Source organism: Kluyvera sp. (assembly GCF_965301105.1).
On the sequence record NZ_CBDKZX010000012.1, the window covers coordinates 55,607 to 74,074 of the forward strand.

The window sequence follows — 18,468 nt, forward strand, 5'->3', positions numbered from 1 at the left end:
TATGAAAGAGCAATTCACCACCACGGTGAGGGTCACGGGCAAAGGCGAGAGCAAAACACGGGCGTTCGCCGATGCCCTGAACCACGTGCAGGCTGCGGTGATGAAAACATCATCGCATATCTTACTGCGTATTGAGCCACAGGATGTGCAGGTTGTTCATGCGCGCGAAGCGGTACGAAAAGAGGCGTTCTTATTCTTCTTTTTACGCCGTGAACGACGAGCGTACAGCGTGGAGCTGGACGTTACCGTCAACGTGACCGCCATTGATATCGATAAAGTGGATTTCGTCACGCACACCTGATTTTCACCAAAGGGTCAGACTATGTTCCTGATAATTTTAATAAAATCGCTCATTATCGGCGGCCTGGTTGGCGTCGGCGTGGGCGCCGGAGCGGCACGCATGTTTCACGCGCCCACCACGCAGGGGATGGGGGCGTTTCGTACCTTGGGCGAGCTGAACTCCTGTGAAGGCGATCCGGCTTCCCACTTCTCGTTTGGCCTCGGTTTCTTCTTTAACGCCTGGGCTTCTTCCGTTGCAGCAGGCTCCTTCACCCAGGACGTTGACCACCGCATTATCCCGAACTGGGGCGCGGCGGCGTTGATGCTCAAAAACCGCAACGTCGGTGAGACGCTGCATGACCCACGCAAAATGGCGATTGCCTGCGGCATCATCGGCATGATTGTCGTGGCCTTCCTTAACCTGACGGCCTCTTCCGTTCCGCAGGCGTTGCAGGTCACCGCCGTGAAGGTGCTGGTTCCGGCGGCCAACCTGCTGGTCAACACCGTGATGCCAGTTATCTTCTGGCTGGCAGCGATTGATGCCGGTAAGAAATCAGGCTTCTGGGCCACCATCTTCGGCGGCGCGGCGCAGCTGATTATGGGTAACGCCGTACCGGGTCTGGTACTGGGCATTCTGATTGGTAAGGGCGTTGAAGAGAGCGGCTGGCATCGCGTCACCAAAGTGATGATGGGCGCCATCGTTGCGCTGTTCGTTCTGAGTGCCTTCTTCCGCGGTTTCGACATGAAGATGATTGAATCCTTCCACCTGACCGTACCGAACTGGCTGGATCTGATCCACAGCTCAATCAGCGGCAAATAACGGGAGCCTGACATGGAACAAAATAAAGGTTTTTGGTATGCCGACTGGTCGTTCCCGATCTTCGTTGGCCTGCTCTCCTCCGGCGTGTTTGCCGGGACGCATATGTACTACCTCTACGGCATCGGCGCCTTCAACGAAGTAGCCTTCGTGGCGATGCTGAAAGCCGGGATTGATACCGGGGCTTACGGCGCGGTGGCCGCGTTCGGCGCGAGCTTCCTGTTTGCCCGAATCATTGAAGGTTCGCTGGTGGGGATTCTGGACATTGGCGGGGCGATTCAGACCGGCGTGGGCCTCGGCGTTCCGGCGCTGCTGCTCGGCGCGGGCATCATGTTCCCGGTGACCAACTTTATCGCCTCCCTGATTACCGGGCTGGTGATTGGTCTGGCGATTGGCTACATCATCATTCTGGCGCGTAAATTTACCATCAACCAGAGCGATTCCACCTACGGGGCCGACGTGATGATGGGCGCGGGTAACGCCTCCGGCCGCTTCCTTGGCCCGTTGATTATCCTCAGCGCGATGACCGCCTCGATTCCCATCGGCATCGGTTCTCTGGTTGGCGCACTGCTGTTTTACATCTGGCAGAAGCCGATCACCGGCGGCGCGATCCTGGGGGCGATGATCCTCGGTTCCATCTTCCCGGTAGCGATTAGCTAAACCCTGCGGGCGCGCGGCGCCCGCCTTAACAGGAGAGAGATATGTTTGATTTACTCCTGCGCCGTGCGCGCCTCGTCGACGATACCCTGACTGATATCGCCATCAAGGACGGTTCAATCGCGGCGCTGGGCGAGATTAGCGCGCCTGCCCATAAAACCATTGCGCTGGACGGGAAATACTACGCCAGCGCCGGCTGGATTGACTCCCACGTCCACTGCTACCCGAACTCACCGATTTATCACGACGAACCGGACAGTGTCGGTATCGCTACCGGCGTCACCACCGTGATTGACGCGGGCAGCACCGGCGCGGATGACGTGGACGATTTCTACCAGTTGACCCGCAAAGCTGCGACCGACGTGTATGCGCTGCTCAACATCTCCCGCGTGGGGCTGATTGCCCAAAACGAACTGGCCAATATGGCCAATATCGATGCGGAAGCGGTGAAGCAGGCGGTGGCGCGCCACCCGGACTTTATCGTCGGCCTGAAAGCGCGCATGAGCAGCAGCGTGGTCGGCGAAAACGGCATTACGCCGCTGGAGCGCGCTAAAGCCATCCAGCAAGAAAACGGCGACCTGCCGCTGATGGTGCACATTGGCAACAACCCGCCGAACCTCGATGAAATCGCCGAACTGCTGAGCGCTGGCGACATCATCACCCACTGCTACAACGGCAAACCGAACCGCATTCTCACCCCGCAAGGGGAGTTGCGGGGCTCTATCGTGCGTGCGCTGAAGCGCGGTGTACGGCTCGATGTCGGTCACGGCACCGCCAGCTTCAGCTTTGAGGTGGCGCGCCGGGCGATTGCGATGGGTATTCTGCCGCACACCATCAGTTCTGATATCTACTGCCGCAACCGTATCGACGGCCCGGTACGCTCGCTGGCGCTGGTGATGTCGAAATTTCTCGCCATCGGTATGTCGCTGCCGCAGGTGATTGATTGCGTAACCTGTCATGCCGCTGAGGGTTTACGCCTGACGCACAAAGGACGACTGGCAGTCGGTTACGACGCGGATATCACGCTGTTTACCCTCGCGCAGACGCCAACGGTGCTGGTGGATGCCGAAAAAGAGAGCCTTCAGGCTGACAAGATTCTGCTGCCGCTTGCTGCGATTCGCGCGGGCAAGGGCTATTTGACCGAACAAGGGAGCGCGGAAAATGCCTTCAATTTTTGAAAAATACGATTTAAAGCAAGTGATTAACACCTCCGGCCGCATGACCGCACTCGGCGTCTCTACGCCGCGCCCGGAAGTGGTGGAAGCTGCGATGGCGGGCATGAACCAGTACTTTGAGATGAAAGATCTGGTGAATAAAACCGGTGCCTATATTGCGAAGCTGCTGGATGTTGAAGGGGCGACCGTGGTGTCCTGCGCGTCCGCCGGTATTGCGCAATCCGTGGCGGCGGTGCTGGTGAAAGACAGCGACTGGCTGCTGGAAAATCTGCATGTCACCCCGATTGAGAACAACGAAATCGTGCTGCCGAAAGGCCACAACGTCAACTTCGGCGCGCCGGTCGGCACCATGGTGGCGCTGGGCGGCGGCAAGCTGGTGGAAGCGGGTTATGCCAACGAATGTTCTGCCGACCAACTGGCGGCGGCGATTACCCCGCGTACGGCGGCCATTCTGTATATCAAGTCTCACCACTGCGTGCAGAAAAGCATGCTTAACGTGGCGCAGGCCGCCAGCGTGGCGCGTAGCCATAACCTGCCGCTGATCGTTGATGCGGCGGCGGAAGAGGATCTGCATGCCTACTATCGTGCGGGGGCGGATCTGGTTATCTACAGCGGCGCGAAGGCGATCGAAGGGCCAACCAGCGGTCTGGTGATTGGTAAAACCCAATACGTCGAGTGGGTGAAACGCCAGTCGATGGGCATTGGACGTGCCATGAAGGTCGGTAAAGAAGGCATTCTGGGCCTGACCTGCGCCATTGAGCACTATCTGACGGCGACCAAAGAGAGCGGTGAAGAGATGGTGGAGAAAATGACACCGTTCATTAACCAGCTCAATACGCTCAACGGCGTCACCGCGCGTGTGGTGTGGGATAGCGCGGGCCGCGATATCGCCCGTGCGGAAATTAAATTTGATGAAGCGGCGACCGGCGTGAATACCGGTGAGCTGGTGCAGGCGCTGAAGCAGGGCGAATACGCCATCTACTTCCGTGGCTATAAGGCCAATGAAGGCATTATCGAAGCCGATGTCCGCAGCGTGGATGCGCAGCAGTTAGCGATTGTTGCTCGCCGTATTGCAGAAGTTCTGAACAAGGAGAATCACGCATGAAACTGACCCCAAACTTTTACCGTGACTGTGTCTGCCTGAACGTGCTGGCCGGTAGCAAAGATAACGCCAGCGAGATTTATGAAGCGGCGGAAGGTCATGTGCTGGTGGGCGTGCTCTCCAAAAACTATCCGGACATCGCCAGCGCGGTGGCCGATATGCGCGAATACGCAAAGCGGATTGATAACGCGCTCTCCGTCGGCCTGGGCGCGGGCGACCCGAACCAGTCGGCGATGGTCAGCGAAATCTCCCGCCAGGTGCAGCCGCAGCACGTTAACCAGGTCTTTACCGGCGTGGCGACCAGCCGCGCGCTGTTAGGGCAGAACGAGACCGTGGTCAACGGCCTGGTCTCCCCAACCGGCACCGTCGGCATGGTTAAGATCTCCACCGGCCCGCTGTCCAGCAACGCGCCGGACGGTATTGTGCCGCTGGAAACCGCGATTGCCCTGCTGAAAGACATGGGCGGCAGCTCGATTAAGTACTTCCCGATGGGCGGCCTGAAGCACCGTGATGAGTTTATTGCGGTGGCGCAAGCCTGCGCGCGCCATGATTTCTGGCTGGAACCGACCGGCGGGATCGATCTGGAAAACTACGGCGAGATCCTGAAAATTGCGCTGGATGCGGGGGTAAGCAAAATTATCCCGCATATTTACAGCTCAATCATTGATAAAGACAGCGGCAATACGCGTCCGGCGGACGTGCGTCGGCTGCTGGAGATAACCAAACAGCTTGTTAAGTAGTGCCGATAGCCCCTCACCCCGACCCTCTCCCCACAGGGGAGAGGGAGAAAACCGACTGTGCCTTTGGCGCCTATCGTGCGTAAAAGTACCGAACGGTCCCCTCGCCCCTTTGGGGAGAGGGTTAGGGTGAGGGGAAAAACCCACCGAACCATCAAGGAGTCACCATGCCAACCGCTCGTCATCTGCTTGTTGCTTCACTCTCTTTGCTTGCTACCACGGTTACCGCCCAAACCCAGTATGCCTGGGTCGGCACCTACAATCCCAATGGCGAAGGTCTATACCGTTTTACGCTGGATGGTAAGACTGGCGCGCTACACGATAAAGCGCTGGTGAGTTCCCTGCCCAACGTCGCGCAGATTACCGTCAGCCCTGACGGCAAGACGCTGTATGCCGCCAGTGAGGTGGAAAAAGGCGTGGTGCAGGCGTGGAGTATCGCCGCGAACGGCGAGCTTAAAAGCCTGAATCAGGTGGCCTCCGGCGGCGCGGGGCCGGTCTATCTCTCCTTGACGCCGGATGGTCGTCATCTTCTGGTCGCCAACTACGTGAGCGGGTCGATCGCGGTGCTGCCGGTGAAAGAGGACGGTAGTTTGGGCGAGGCGGTAGATGTGCATCAGGATCAGGGCCCGGCTGGCGCGGCGCGCCCGGCAGCCGCAGCGGAGGGGAGTTTTGCCATCAGCGATCATAACGGCCCGCACGCGCACATGGTTGCCAGCGATCCGAGCGGTCAGTTTGTGTATTCCACCGATCTGGGGCTGGACCGCATCTACCAGTATCGTATGGATCGCGCCAGCGGCAAGCTGACGCCGAACGATCCGCCGTTTATCGCCGCCTCCTCGGCAGGGGCCGGGCCGCGACATTTTGTCTTTACGCCAGCAGGTGATGGACTATGGTTGATTAATGAAGAATCCTCCACGCTGACCTTTTATCACCTCGATAAACAAAGCGGCCAGCTGCGCGAAGGCAAGACGGTTTCAGCGTTGCCAAAAGAGTACAAAGGCACCAGCTTTGCCGCAGGGCTGGTGTTAAGCCAGGACGGCAAGCAGCTGTATGTCGCCAATCGCCTCCACAACAGCATCGCTCACTTCACCGTGATGGCCGACGGCAGTCTGTCGCACCAGGAAGATATCTGGACGCGTGGCGACTATCCACGAACGCTAACGCTTGATAAGCAAGGACATTGGCTATATGTCATGAATCAGCGTAGCGATAATATTACTCGCTTTAGCGTGGCGCCGAAGGACGGCAAGCTGACGTTTTCACCGGACTATACGCCGGTTGGCAGCCCGTCTCAGATGGTGATTTCCACGCAACCTTAAGCCGTAACATGAAGGAACCGACATGCGATTTCCCAACCAACGTTTAGCGCAACTCTTTACCCTGCTGCAAAACGAAACGCTGCCCCAGGATGAGCTGGCGCAGCGGCTGTCGGTCTCAACCCGTACCGTACGCGCCGATATCACTGCGCTCAATGCGCTTTTGATGCATTACGGCGCGCAGTTTGTGCTGACGCGGGGCAGCGGCTATCAGCTAAAAATCGACGATCCCACGCGCTATCAAACGCTGGAAGAGAGTGCGCCGAAAACGCAGCATATCCCGCGTACCGCTCAGGATCGCGTGCACTTTTTGCTGGTGCGCTTTTTAACGTCGGCGTTCTCCATCAAGCTGGAGGATCTGGCTGACTCGTGGTTTGTCAGCCGCGCCACGTTGCAGAGCGATATGGTCGACGTACGCGAGCATTTTCAGCGCTATCAGCTGACGCTGGAGACGCGTCCGCGTCACGGCATGAAGCTGTTCGGCAGCGAAGTCTCTATTCGCGCTTGCCTGACCGATCTTCTGTGGGAGCTAAGCCAGCAGGGTCCGCTGAACCCGCTGATTCGTGAAGAGGCGTTTGATGCCAGTGTGCCAACCCTGCTGGAAGGCACACTGCAGGAGACGTTAACCCGTCACCATGTGCGTCTGACCGATGCGGGCGAACGCTTTATTTGTCTGTATGGTGCGGTGGCGGTACGCCGCGTACGCGACGGGTATCCGTTGGCGGATTTCAGCGCGGAAGATGTGGCGCAAAACGTGCGCGATGTCGCCCATGATTTCGCCAATACTCTGCAACAACTGGCAGGGAAAGGTTTTTCGCCGGCAGAAGAGGAGTGGCTGTGCGTGCACCTTGCTGCCCGCCAGGTGCAGGACGTCGACCCGGAAACCATTAGCGCCGACGATGACGAGGCGCTGGTGAACTACATCCTGAGCTATATCAATCAGCAATATAACTACAATCTACTGGACGACGCCCAGCTGCATGCCGACCTGCTGACCCATATCAAAACCATGATTACCCGGGTGCGTTACCAGATAATGATCCCCAACCCGTTGCTCGATAACATCAAGCAGCACTATCCCATGGCCTGGGACATGACGCTGGCGGCCGTCTCCAGTTGGGGAAAATATACGCCGTACGCCATCAGTGAAAACGAGATTGGTTTTCTGGTGCTGCATATTGGCGTCGGGCTGGAGCGCCACTACAACATTGGCTATCAACGTCAGCCGCAGGTGCTGCTGGTCTGCGATGCGGGTAACGCGATGGTGCGGATGATTGAAGCTATTTTGCAGCGTAAATATCCGCAGGTAGAAATTGGCGCCACGCTCTCCCAGCGCGAGTACGAACAGCGGGCGACGGTGGCGGAAGATTTCGTCATCTCGACGGTACGTATTAGCGAAAAAGATAAACCCGTTATCACGATTGCCCCGTTCCCCACCGACTATCAGCTGGACCAAATCGGTAAGCTGGTGCTGGTGGACCGTACCCGCCCATTTATGCTCAACAAATACTTCGATGAAGCGCATTTCCGCGTGATAGACGCGCCGATGGATCAGCAAACCCTGTTTGCCGAGCTATGCCAGCAGTTGCAGCAGGAAGGTTTTGTTGATGCCGCATTCCACGCGTCGGTGGTGGAGCGTGAAGCCATTGTCAGCACCATGCTCGGCGACGGCATTGCGCTGCCGCACGCCTTAGGGCTGCTGGCGCAGAAGACCGTGGTATATACCGTTATTGCTCCCCACGGTATCGCCTGGGGCGACGAAACCGCACACATCATCTTCCTGCTGGCGATCAGTAAAAGTGAGTATGAAGAGGCGATGGCTATCTACGATATTTTTGTCACTTTCCTGCGCGAGCGAGCGATGGCGCGCCTGGCAGCGACCCGCAGCTTTGATGAGTTTAAGGCGGTGGCGATGGAGTGCGTCAGCCGGTTTTAAACGGCTGACGAAAGCGATTAGCGCAGGTGGTGAACCACCTGATTGCTGCTGCCGCGCCAGATCAGCGCCGGGTCTTTTAAATCCTGCACAAACTTTCCGTCAACCAGCACGTTGATCAGGTCGACAACCTCCATCTGCGCGGCATTCAGTTCGTCAATCTTGTAACCGGTCCACACCCAGATATCTTTGCCTGGGCATTCAGCGTGGATGCGCTTCACCAGCTTGAGGATCTCCGGCACATTTTGCGGATGCAACGGGTCGCCGCCGGAGAGCGAAATTCCCTGGCGCTTGACGCGGGTGTCGTTAAGGTCGGCGATGATGCGGTCGGCCATCTCGGCGGTGAACGGCTGGCCAGAGTTCACGCGCCAGGTGCTCTTGTTATAGCAGCCAGGACATTCGTGAACGCAGCCGGCAACAAACAGGGTGCAGCGCGTGCCGGGGCCGTTGACGATATCAACCGGATAGTATTGATGGAAGTTCATTTTCGCGTTCCAGATTTTTGGCCGGTATACGGTCGTACAGCGAGCGGTAAAACGGTTCCCTCTCCCCTGAGGGGAGAGGGCTAGGGTGAGGGGATAAACCGCCCGGCCTTAACCGAGCTGCCCGTTACCCAGGTGCTTAACGCGGCGCTTCACTTCTTCCTGTTTACCGGCGTTGAACGGACGAGCATCCGGGCTGCCGAGGTAGCCGCACACGCGGCGGGTGACCGACACGCGAGCCGCGTCATGGTTACCGCATTTCGGGCAGGTGAAGCCTTTGCTGGTGCACTCGAACTCACCGGTAAAGCCGCACTCGTAGCATTCGTCGATCGGCGTGTTGGTGCCGTAGTACGGCACGTGCTGGTAGCTGTAGTCCCACACGTCTTCCAGCGCTTTCAGGTTGTGCTGAATGTTCGGATATTCGCCATAGCAAATGAAGCCGCCGTTCGCCAGCGGCGGGTACGGTGCTTCAAAGTCGATTTTGTCGTACGGGTTAACTTTCTTCTCCACGTCGAGGTGGAAGCTGTTGGTGTAGTAGCCTTTGTCGGTAACGCCTTCCACCACGCCAAATTCGGCGGTGTCGAGACGGCAGAAGCGGTCGCACAGGTTTTCGCTTGGCGTGCTGTACAGGCTGAAACCGTAGCCGGTTTCCTCTTTCCACTGGTCAACGGCATCGCGCAGACGCTGAACGATCGCCACGCCTTTTTCACGCAGCATTTCGTTGTCGTACATATGCTGATTGCCGAACAGCGCGTTGATGGTCTCGTGGATACCGATGTAGCCCAGAGAGATAGAGGCACGACCGTTTTTGAAGATTTCTGAAACGTCGTCGTCGGCTTTCAGACGCACGCCGCAGGCCCCTTCCATGTAGAGGATTGGCGCGACACGGGCTTTCACCCCTTCCAGGCGAGCAATACGGGTCATCAGCGCTTTACGCGCCAGCACCAGACGTTCGTCCAGCAGTGACCAGAACGCGGCTTCATCACCTTTCGCTTCCAGCGCAATACGCGGTAGGTTAAGGCTGATCACGCCGAGGTTGTTACGCCCATCATGCACCTGCTCGCCGTTTTCATTCTCCCACACGCCGAGGAAGCTGCGGCAGCCCATCGGAGTTTTAAACGAACCGGTGACTTTCACCACCTGATCGTAGTTGAGGATGTCCGGATACATGCGCTTGCTGGCGCACTCCAGTGCCAGCTGTTTGATGTCGTAGTTGGCATCGCCCGGCTTGTGGTTCAGGCCGTCGCGAATGGCGAACACCAGCTTCGGGAACACCGCGGTTTTGCGGTTTTTGCCGAGGCCCGCGATACGATTACGCAGAATGGACTGCTGAATCAGACGCGATTCCCAGCTGGTGCCGAGGCCGAAACCAAAGGTGACGAACGGGGTCTGGCCGTTGGCGGTATGCAGCGTGTTGACTTCATACTCCAGCGACTGGAAGGCGTCGTAGCACTCTTTCTCCGTGCGGGAACGAGCGTATTCTTCCGCGTTCGGAATCTGCCATTCGTTGGCGATTTTACGGTGCTTGTTGAAGCTTTCAGTGACGAACGGCGCCAGCACTTCATCAATGCGGTTGATGGTGGTACCGCCATAAATGTGGCTGGCGACCTGCGCGATAATCTGCGCCGTTACCGCCGTGGCGGTCGAGATGGATTTCGGCGGCTCAATTTCCGCGTTACCCATTTTGAAGCCCTGGGTCAGCATGCCTTTCAGATCGATCAGCATACAGTTGAACATCGGGAAGAACGGCGAGTAGTCGAGGTCGTGGTAGTGAATCACGCCGCGCTCGTGCGCCATGACCACGTCGTGCGGCAGCAGGTGCTGGCGAGCGTAGTGTTTGGCGACGATACCGGCCAGCAGGTCGCGCTGGGTCGGGATCACTTTGCTGTCTTTGTTGGCGTTTTCGTTAAGCAGCGCCGAGTTGGTCTGCTCAACCAGACCGCGAATTTCCTGGTTCAGGCGGCCGCGCTTCTCGCGCTGGCTGTCGCGGTCATGGCGATATTCGATGTAGGCGCGAGCGAGCTGTTTGTACGGCCCGGACATCAGCTGGTTTTCAACGGCGGTCTGGATTTCGTTGATATCAACCTGCGACTGGTCCTGCATTTGTTGGCTAACGATTGCTGCGACGGTGGCGCAATAGTCTGCGTCATCGACTCCCGCTGCTTTAGCTGCACGCAGAATTGCTTCTTTGATGCGCTCTGATTTGAACGGCACTTTACAGCCATCTCGTTTCATCACATGCGGTGTCATGATCACTCCAATATTTATAAGAACAGGTTATCCACAGAGGTGGGAAAACAGCGATTGGCGTATTTACTCCATTAACCAATACTTTCCCCCGCGTGCGGCCCAGGTTATCCACATACCGGCTATCTTTTTCGTGATTCTCATTGTGCAATGATAGACGATAAATACCATATGTAGGGCCGGGACGCATTTTAAGTTCTATATGTAGTGATTTGCATCAAAGATGTTTGCGCTTTTATTGATTCAGAACAAAGTAAAAATGCAAGAGTACAGATGACAGGCGTTGAGGGTAATGTAAATTTTTATGCTCAAGAAGTGTCCAAAAAAGGACCGAAAAACAGCGGGATGCGAAGAAGCCCGGCAGCGGGGCGCTACCGGGCCTGAGGTTTAACGCTGTAGCCACCAGATGGCTTCAAACGGTCGCAGCGTCATGCCTGCTGGGGTGGCGTAGTTGCTCATCAGCACTTCGCCATCGGTGGAGCCCGCCGGTGGCTCCCAGTCCTGCGGCTCGCCGCTGAGGTTCGCGGCGACCAGCAGCGTCTGCCCCTGCCACTGACGGCGGTAACACCACAGCGACGGATGCTCCGGCAGCAGATCCTGGTAGTCGCCCCAGGTCAGCACCGGTTCGGATTTACGCAGTGCAATCAACTGCTGGTAGGCGTAAAACACGGAATCAGGATCGGCCAGCGCACCTTCAACGTTGATGTCGGCAAAGTTATGGCTGACGCCAATCCACGGTTCGCCAGTGGTAAATCCGGCGTTAGGGCTGGCATCCCACTGCATCGGCGTACGGCTGTTGTCGCGGGATTTGCTGGCCAGAATCGCCAGCAGTTCGTCGGCATCGCGCCCCTGCGCCAGCAGCTCGTTATACATGTTGTGGCTTTCAACGTCGCGGTACTGCTCTATCGTCGTGAAGTGCGGGTTGGTCATGCCAATCTCTTCGCCCTGATAGATGTACGGCGTCCCCTGCATGCCATGCAGCACCATCGCCAGCATCTTCGCCGCCGTGATGCGATATTCACCTTCGTCACCAAAGCGGGAGACGATGCGCGGCTGGTCGTGGTTACACCAGAACAGCGCGTTCCACGCCCGGTTGTGCATGCCTTGCTGCCAGTGACTAAACAGTGATTTCAGCGCCACGAAATCCGGACGCGCCAGCGTCCACTTCTCGCCGCCAGGGTAGTCCACCTTCAGGTGGTGGAAATTAAAGGTCATCGACAGCTCTTTACCGTCGAGAGAGGCATATTGCTGACAGTTTTCGAGGGAGGTGGAGGACATCTCGCCGACGGTCATCAGGTTGCGCGGCGTAAAGACATCGCGGCTGAATTCCTGTAAAAACTCATGCGCGCGTGGGCCATCGGTATAGAAGCGGCGGCCGTCGCCCTGATGATCGTCCGGGAAGGACTGGTCTTTAGAGATGAGGTTGATAACGTCGAGACGTAGGCCATCGACGCCGCGATCGGCCCAGAACTCACAGACCTTTTTCAGCTCGGCGCGTACCGCCTCGTTTTCCCAGTTGAGATCCGCCTGCTCGGTGGCGAACAGATGCAGATAGTACTGCCCGCTGGCCGCATCCCACTGCCAGGCGTTGCCGCCAAATTTCGAACGCCAGTTATTCGGCGGGGTGTCCGGGGTACCGTCGCGCCAGATATAGAACTGGCGGTACGGGCTCTCTTTATTCAGCGATTCTTTAAACCACGCATGGTGGGTGGAGGTGTGGTTGAGCACCATGTCCAGCACGATACGAATGCCGCGCTGATGTGCTTCGGCAACCAGCTTATCAAAATCGTCGAGCGTGCCGTAAGAGGGGTCGATCTCGGTGTAGTCAGCAATATCGTAACCGTTATCCACCTGCGGAGAGACGTAGAACGGTGTTATCCAGAGGGCATCAACGCCGAGCTTTTGCAGATAGTCGAGCCGTGAGGTCACGCCGCGCAGATCTCCCGTTCCGCTGCCGGTCGTGTCCTGGAAGCTTTTCGGGTAGATCTGGTAAATCACGCCGTTTTGCCACCAGTGAGGTAGTTTATTCATTGGGTTGTCCTCGAATAAGAATCAGGGGCGCAAATGCGCCCCGAAGAAGATGTGTTTACATGACGGGCAGCGTGCCCTGACTCTCTTTGCGCTTGTATACCATCATGGTCAGAATAATCGGCACGACCACGGCGATGATCATCGCGATGCTATAAACGCCCCAGAAGGTCGGTTTGATTGACAGGATGCCCGGCAGGCCGCCGACGCCGATACCGTTCGCCAGCACGCCGTACAGGCCGCACAGCAGGCCCGCGATACCGGAACCAATCATCGCGCAGAGCATCGGGAAGCGGTACTTCAGGTTGATCCCGTACATGGCCGGTTCGGTGACGCCGAGGTAGGCAGAGATAGCCGCCGGAACGGAGATTTCACGCTCTTTGGCCTTACGGCTGCAGATGATAATGCCGACGACGGCAGACGCCTGCGCGATGTTCGACAGGGCAATCATTGGCCACACCGGGGTGCCGCCCATGCTCTGAATCATCTGCATATCAATGGCCAGCGTGGTCTGGTGCACGCCGGTAATCACCAGCGGCGCATACAGGAAGCCGAACAGCGCGGCGCCAATCGGCGCGAAGCTGCCGGTCAACAGGTGACGCACGGCGAAAGCAACGCCATCGCCAATCAGGCGACCGAATGGCCCGATAATCGCGTGAGCAAGGAATACCGCCAGAATCAGCGAGCACACCGGTACGATAACGAGGTACAGGTAGTCCGGCACGATGCGCTTAAGGCGCGTCTCAATAAAGCCGAGGGTCAGACCTGCCAGCAGCGCCGGGATAACCTGCGCCTGGTAGCCGACTTTAGCGATGGTAAACAGGCCGAAGTTCCACACTTCCGGCACCTGCTGACCCAGCAGATAGGCGTTCATCAGTTGTGGGGAAACCAGCGTCACGCCGAGCACGATGCCGAGAATCGGCGTACCGCCCATTTTCTTCACCGCCGACCAGCAGATACCGACTGGCAGGTAGAAGAAGATAGCTTCGCCAATCAGCCACAGGAAGTCATAGATGGTTTGCAGCGACGGGTGCATCTGCGCCAGCGTCTGGCCGTTGCTCATCGGCAGATCGCCGATCACGTTACGGAAGCCTAAGATCAAACCCCCGCTGATCAGCGCCGGCAGCAGCGGGAAGAAGATCTCGGCGAAGTGGGAGATCATCTGCTCGTGCCATTTCATGTTCTGGCGCGCCGCCTGTTTGGCTTGCTCTTTGTCCACGCCGGTCTGGCCGGTGGTGGCGAGCAGCGCCTGATAGTAGTCGCCCACTTCGGTGCCGATCACCACCTGGAACTGCCCGGCGTTGGTAAAGCAGCCCTTCACCATCGGCAGTTCTTCGATGGCTTTCGGATTGGCTTTGGCCGGATCGTTCAGCACAAAACGCAGGCGCGTGATGCAATGGCTGACGGTGGCGATGTTTTCGCGTCCGCCAACCAGCTCGATAAGTTTATCGATGTTCTTTTGTTCTATTTTTTTGCTCATGATAGGGCCTTCAAACAGAGATAAGATCTCCCCGATAACCGCCAATTCAGACTGCCCTGGTATGGGTAACCTGACGGACTCAGGATATGAACAGTGAGTAATACGCTGAATATAAGCGTAGCGGGTTTACGCATTTGGGAAAATGGGAACGTTCCCGAAACGCAGCAAAGATCACATTAAAGCAGACTTTACGCTTAGGCGAGGATGGCGGGGATCACTATCTGCTGCGGTTCGCGCTTACCGCCGATCAGGGCGATCAGCTGTTCTGCGGCGCGGCGTCCGGCCTCGGCATAGCCGGGATCGACGGTGATAATTTCTGGATGCAGGAACTTGGTCAGCGGGGTGTTGCCGACGCTCGCTAGCTGGACGCTCTCGATGCGCTGTTCCTGGAAATATTTGCTGACGCCCAGCGCCAGGGTATCGGTGGCGCAAATGAGCGCAGTGGTCTCGGGGGCAATGACCTCACGTGCGAAGTCGTAGCCCTGTTTCATCGCCAGGCCCGGTAGCGCGGCCATCGGCGTGAGCTGATGGCGCTGGCAAAAGGTCTGATAGGCATCATGACGGCGCTGTCCGGTGGTGACATCGCTCGGTGGTACCCCGAGGAAGCTGATATGGCGGTGGCCGCGTTCATACAGGCGCTGCATCAGCAGTGTGATGGCGCCGTGATCGTCATAGCAAACTGAGGAGAAACCGCTGGCATCGCGGGCCATCAGCACCAGAGAGGGCTGCCAGTTGGCCAGCGTCTCTTCGGTGACGCCGGTAAACCCAAACAGGATCACGCCATCGATATTGCGGCGCTTGAGCATCGCCAGATGTTCTACGACCTTTTCGGGCGAGAACTGGCTTTCCATCATAATGGGGTCGTAGCCCTGCTCGTAGAAGGCGGGCAGCATGGTTTGCACCGCCAGATTTTCCGACAGCGAATCCAGGCGAGTGACGATAATGGCGACCACTTTATCGCTTTGCCCGCGCATGGCGCGCGCGGAGCGAGAAGGGGAGAAGCCGTGCTGGAACATCACCGCTTCCACGCGCTCGCGGGTACGTTCACTGACGCCACTTTCGTTATTCAGCACGCGGGAGACGGTTGATTTGCCAACACCGCTCAGGCGAGCGATGTCTTTGATGGTCAGCCGATTTTGCATATAGTTGCCCCACGTGAATATTTTACCGTCAGACCCGATGGTTGACGTGCCGTTGAATTACCTGCCGTTATTATATCGCCCTAATAGCCACAAAACTTATGATTTTCTGCGTATAATGCGCGGCGTTTTCTACTATCAACCTTACCGGAGGCTTTATGGATCCCGATCCCACACCTCTCTCGCGCTGGAGAGTAACGTTCCGGTAAGTCAGTTTTGCGCTGCCTTGCCGATGATGTGAGGCAGTGACATTCCTTAATCATGTCCCTGCAAGATAAAAATTAAGTGCCTGTGCGGTACAGATTAGCTGTGCCCGTAGGCCTGACTGCGGTCGCGTCTGGCGACTGCAGGGGGATTTTGTATGCTGAAAAATTTAACCCGGCAGCTGTTCGCACAGCTTGGCCGCCACCTTCCGCGCCGTCTGGTACAGCGCGATCCGATGCCGACTCAGCAAAGCGTCGCCCATACGCCGATTCCATCCTCGCTCAGCGAGCACTGCCTGAAAATGGCCCGGCTCAATGAACAGGAACTGTGGCACACCTTTAACACGCACCCGGAAGGGCTGAACGCGGCTGAAGTCGAGTTGGCGCGCGCCACTCACGGTGAAAACCAGCTGCCGGCTCAGCAGCCGCAGCCGTGGTGGGTGCATCTGTGGCTCTGCTACCGTAACCCGTTCAACATTCTGCTGACCGTGCTGGCCGCCGTCTCCTACGCCACGGAAGACCTGTTCGCCGCGGTAGTGATTGTGCTGATGGTGGGTATTTCTACGCTGCTGAACTTTGTCCAGGAAGCCCGTTCGACCAAAGCGGCGGATACCCTGAAAGCGATGGTGAGCAACACCGCGACGGTGCTGCGCGTCATCAATGACAAGGGCGAGAGCAACTGGGTGGAACTGCCTATCGACCAACTGGTGCCGGGCGATATTATCAAGCTTGCCGCCGGGGATATGATCCCGGCGGATCTGCGCGTGATTCAGGCGCGTGACCTGTTTGTGGCCCAGGCATCGCTGACCGGAGAATCCTTGCCGGTTGAGAAAGTGGCGCAGACCCGCGAGCCGCAGCAAACCAACCCGCTTGAGTGCGACACCCTGTGCTTTATGGGCACCAACGTGGTCAGCGGCACCGCGCAGGCGATGGTGATTGCCACTGGCGCCAATACCTGGTTCGGGCAACTGGCCGGGCGCGTGAGCGAGCAGGAGAGCGAGCCGAACGCCTTCCAGAAGGGTATCAGCCGCGTCAGCATGTTGCTGATCCGCTTTATGCTGGTGATGGCGCCGATTGTGCTGGTGATTAACGGCTACACCAAAGGCGACTGGTGGGAAGCGGCGCTGTTTGCCCTCTCCGTAGCCGTTGGCCTGACGCCAGAAATGCTGCCGATGATCGTCACCTCGACGCTGGCGCGTGGCGCGGTGAAGCTGTCAAAACAGAAGGTTATCGTCAAGCACCTCGACGCCATTCAGAACTTTGGCGCGATGGACATTCTCTGCACGGATAAAACGGGCACCCTGACGCAGGATAAAATCGTGCTGGAGAACCATACCGATGTCTCCGGCAAGGTGAGCGAGCGCGTGCTGCAAACCGCGTGGCTGAACAGCCATTACCAGACCGGGCTGAAGAATCTGCTGGATACCGCGGTGCTCGAAGGCGTCGATGAGGCGGTAGCGCGCCAGCTCTCGACCGACTGGCAGAAAATCGATGAGATCCCGTTTGATTTCGAACGCCGCCGCATGTCGGTGGTGGTGAGTGAAAAGCCGGACGTGCACAAGCTGATTTGCAAAGGTGCGTTGCAGGAGATTCTCAACGTTTGCACCCAGGTGTATCACAACGGCGAAATCGTACCGCTGGATGAGACCATGCTGCGCCGAATTAAGCGCGTGACCGACACCCTGAACCGTCAGGGGCTGCGTGTGGTCGCCGTGGCGAGCAAATACCTGCCGTCCCGTGAAGGCGACTACCAGCGCATTGATGAGTCTGACCTGATCCTCGAAGGCTATATCGCCTTCCTCGATCCGCCGAAAGAGACCACCGCGCCGGCGCTGAAAGCGCTGAAGGCCAGCGGCATTACGGTAAAAATTCTCACCGGCGACAGCGAGCTGGTGGCGGCAAAAGTGTGCCACGAAGTTGGGTTGGACGCGGGCGAAGTGATTATCGGTAGCGATATTGAGCACCTCAGCGATGACGAACTGGCGCAGCTTGCGGCGCGCACCACGCTGTTTGCCCGTCTGACGCCGATGCACAAAGAACGCATTGTGACCTTGCTGAAACGGGAAGGGCACGTGGTGGGCTTTATGGGTGACGGCATCAACGATGCCCCGGCGCTGCGCGCGGCGGACATCGGTATTTCCGTGGATGGCGCGGTGGATATTGCTCGTGAAGCGGCTGATATTATTCTGTTGGAAAAGAGCCTGATGGTGCTGGAGGAGGGCGTGATCGAAGGGCGTCGTACCTTCTCGAACATGCTCAAATACATCAAGATGACCGCCAGCTCGAACTTCGGTAACGTCTTCAGCGTGCTGGTGGCCAGCGCCTTCCTGCCGTTCCTGCCGATGCTGCCGTTACACTTACTGATTCAGAACCTGCTGTACGATGTATCCCAGGTGGCGCTGCCGTTCGATAACGTTGACGATGAGCAGATTCGTAAACCGCAGCGCTGGAATCCGGCGGATCTGGGGCGCTTTATGGTGTTCTTCGGGCCGATTAGCTCTATCTTCGATATTCTGACCTTCTGCCTGATGTGGTGGGTATTTAAGGCCAATACGCCGGAAATGCAGACGCTGTTCCAGTCCGGCTGGTTTATTGAAGGGCTGCTGTCGCAGACGCTGATTGTGCATATGATTCGTACCCGCCGCATTCCATTCGTGCAAAGCCGCGCCGCTTGGCCGCTGTTCGCGATGACGCTGCTGGTGATGGCGGTCGGTATCGCGCTGCCGTTCTCACCGCTGGCAAGCTATCTGCAATTAGAAGCATTACCGCTGAGCTACTTCCCGTGGCTGGTGGCGATTCTGGTGGGTTATATGACGCTGACGCAGATGGTGAAAGGGTTCTTTAGCCGCCGCTATGGCTGGCAGTAATCCCGC

General features: G+C 57.7%; 15 protein-coding genes. 10 read left to right on the forward strand and 5 right to left on the reverse strand.

All coding sequences use genetic code 11. From position 1 onward, the window contains the following. Position 1 precedes the first annotated feature (1 nt). The 8 genes from ACW14G_RS07485 to ACW14G_RS07520 all read left to right on the forward strand — a co-directional run bounded on the left by ACW14G_RS07485 (position 2) and on the right by ACW14G_RS07520 (position 8,019). On the forward strand, positions 2 to 301 hold the full coding sequence (locus ACW14G_RS07485; RefSeq protein WP_065358446.1) for a DUF4312 family protein: 300 nt from the start codon (positions 2 to 4) through the stop codon (positions 299 to 301). A 21-nt stretch (positions 302 to 322) separates the two neighbouring features. Beyond that, positions 323 to 1,099, forward strand: coding sequence for a DUF4311 domain-containing protein (locus tag ACW14G_RS07490; RefSeq protein ID WP_167577026.1), 777 nt, complete (start codon positions 323 to 325; stop codon positions 1,097 to 1,099). A gap of 12 nt (positions 1,100 to 1,111) precedes the next feature. Beyond that, positions 1,112 to 1,756 (forward strand): DUF4310 family protein, encoded by a 645-nt coding sequence (locus ACW14G_RS07495; RefSeq protein ID WP_065358444.1) that lies wholly within the window; start codon positions 1,112 to 1,114, stop codon positions 1,754 to 1,756. Between the two features lie 41 nt (positions 1,757 to 1,797). Beyond that, entirely contained in the window at positions 1,798 to 2,931 is a 1,134-nt protein-coding gene (locus tag ACW14G_RS07500) for an amidohydrolase/deacetylase family metallohydrolase (RefSeq protein WP_249022406.1), read from the forward strand. Then, on the forward strand, positions 2,915 to 4,033 hold the full coding sequence (locus ACW14G_RS07505) for a DgaE family pyridoxal phosphate-dependent ammonia lyase (RefSeq protein WP_223803429.1): 1,119 nt from the start codon (positions 2,915 to 2,917) through the stop codon (positions 4,031 to 4,033). The genes ACW14G_RS07500 and ACW14G_RS07505 overlap by 17 nt, the downstream gene beginning before the upstream one ends. Next, positions 4,030 to 4,770 carry a 2-dehydro-3-deoxy-phosphogluconate aldolase gene (gene dagF / locus ACW14G_RS07510; protein WP_249022405.1) on the forward strand — a complete coding sequence of 247 codons (741 nt, stop codon included), beginning with the start codon at positions 4,030 to 4,032 and terminating at the stop codon, positions 4,768 to 4,770. The genes ACW14G_RS07505 and dagF overlap by 4 nt, the downstream gene beginning before the upstream one ends. A 164-nt stretch (positions 4,771 to 4,934) precedes the next feature. After that, on the forward strand, positions 4,935 to 6,086 hold the full coding sequence (locus ACW14G_RS07515) for a lactonase family protein (protein WP_249022404.1): 1,152 nt from the start codon (positions 4,935 to 4,937) through the stop codon (positions 6,084 to 6,086). 22 nt (positions 6,087 to 6,108) lie between these two features. Next, the gene (locus ACW14G_RS07520; RefSeq protein ID WP_249022403.1) at positions 6,109 to 8,019 is read left to right on the forward strand and encodes a BglG family transcription antiterminator; all 1,911 of its coding nucleotides are present in this window, start codon (positions 6,109 to 6,111) and stop codon (positions 8,017 to 8,019) included. Positions 8,020 to 8,036: 17 nt separating this feature from the next. Here ACW14G_RS07520 and nrdG read toward each other — a convergent pair whose 3' ends face one another. The 5 genes from nrdG to treR form a co-directional block, all read right to left on the reverse strand. After that, on the reverse strand, positions 8,037 to 8,501 hold the full coding sequence (gene nrdG / locus ACW14G_RS07525; protein ID WP_163445801.1) for an anaerobic ribonucleoside-triphosphate reductase-activating protein: 465 nt from the start codon (positions 8,499 to 8,501) through the stop codon (positions 8,037 to 8,039). 108 nt (positions 8,502 to 8,609) lie between these two features. Beyond that, a complete protein-coding gene (nrdD, locus tag ACW14G_RS07530; protein WP_163445800.1) occupies positions 8,610 to 10,748 on the reverse strand; it encodes an anaerobic ribonucleoside-triphosphate reductase in 2,139 nt (712 codons plus the stop codon). Between the two features lie 384 nt (positions 10,749 to 11,132). Beyond that, a complete protein-coding gene (gene treC, locus ACW14G_RS07535) occupies positions 11,133 to 12,776 on the reverse strand; it encodes an alpha,alpha-phosphotrehalase (RefSeq protein WP_249022402.1) in 1,644 nt (547 codons plus the stop codon). A 55-nt stretch (positions 12,777 to 12,831) separates the two neighbouring features. Beyond that, positions 12,832 to 14,253: a PTS trehalose transporter subunit IIBC gene (gene treB / locus ACW14G_RS07540; protein ID WP_163445798.1), complete on the reverse strand. Its 1,422-nt coding sequence runs from the start codon at positions 14,251 to 14,253 to the stop codon at positions 12,832 to 12,834. A 194-nt stretch (positions 14,254 to 14,447) separates the two neighbouring features. After that, a complete protein-coding gene (gene treR, locus ACW14G_RS07545) occupies positions 14,448 to 15,395 on the reverse strand; it encodes a trehalose operon repressor TreR (RefSeq protein WP_167577017.1) in 948 nt (315 codons plus the stop codon). A 155-nt stretch (positions 15,396 to 15,550) separates the two neighbouring features. Here treR and mgtL point away from each other — a divergent pair, with 155 nt between their 5' ends. Both mgtL and mgtA read left to right on the forward strand, forming a co-directional pair. Further along, entirely contained in the window at positions 15,551 to 15,601 is a 51-nt protein-coding gene (gene mgtL, locus ACW14G_RS07550) for a mgtA regulatory leader peptide MgtL (protein ID WP_122983162.1), read from the forward strand. Between the two features lie 152 nt (positions 15,602 to 15,753). After that, on the forward strand, positions 15,754 to 18,462 hold the full coding sequence (gene mgtA, locus ACW14G_RS07555; protein ID WP_419057310.1) for a magnesium-translocating P-type ATPase: 2,709 nt from the start codon (positions 15,754 to 15,756) through the stop codon (positions 18,460 to 18,462). Positions 18,463 to 18,468 lie beyond the last annotated feature (6 nt).

Coding starts and splice junctions, on each gene's coding strand:
- ACW14G_RS07485 (WP_065358446.1), top strand. CDS start 2: ATGAAAGAGCAATTCACCACCACGGTGAGGGTCACGGGCAAAGGCGAG.
- ACW14G_RS07490 (WP_167577026.1), top strand. CDS start 323: ATGTTCCTGATAATTTTAATAAAATCGCTCATTATCGGCGGCCTGGTT.
- ACW14G_RS07495 (WP_065358444.1), top strand. CDS start 1,112: ATGGAACAAAATAAAGGTTTTTGGTATGCCGACTGGTCGTTCCCGATC.
- ACW14G_RS07500 (WP_249022406.1), top strand. CDS start 1,798: ATGTTTGATTTACTCCTGCGCCGTGCGCGCCTCGTCGACGATACCCTG.
- ACW14G_RS07505 (WP_223803429.1), top strand. CDS start 2,915: ATGCCTTCAATTTTTGAAAAATACGATTTAAAGCAAGTGATTAACACC.
- dagF (WP_249022405.1), top strand. CDS start 4,030: ATGAAACTGACCCCAAACTTTTACCGTGACTGTGTCTGCCTGAACGTG.
- ACW14G_RS07515 (WP_249022404.1), top strand. CDS start 4,935: ATGCCAACCGCTCGTCATCTGCTTGTTGCTTCACTCTCTTTGCTTGCT.
- ACW14G_RS07520 (WP_249022403.1), top strand. CDS start 6,109: ATGCGATTTCCCAACCAACGTTTAGCGCAACTCTTTACCCTGCTGCAA.
- nrdG (WP_163445801.1), bottom strand. CDS start 8,501: ATGAACTTCCATCAATACTATCCGGTTGATATCGTCAACGGCCCCGGC.
- nrdD (WP_163445800.1), bottom strand. CDS start 10,748: ATGACACCGCATGTGATGAAACGAGATGGCTGTAAAGTGCCGTTCAAA.
- treC (WP_249022402.1), bottom strand. CDS start 12,776: ATGAATAAACTACCTCACTGGTGGCAAAACGGCGTGATTTACCAGATC.
- treB (WP_163445798.1), bottom strand. CDS start 14,253: ATGAGCAAAAAAATAGAACAAAAGAACATCGATAAACTTATCGAGCTG.
- treR (WP_167577017.1), bottom strand. CDS start 15,395: ATGCAAAATCGGCTGACCATCAAAGACATCGCTCGCCTGAGCGGTGTT.
- mgtA (WP_419057310.1), top strand. CDS start 15,754: ATGCTGAAAAATTTAACCCGGCAGCTGTTCGCACAGCTTGGCCGCCAC.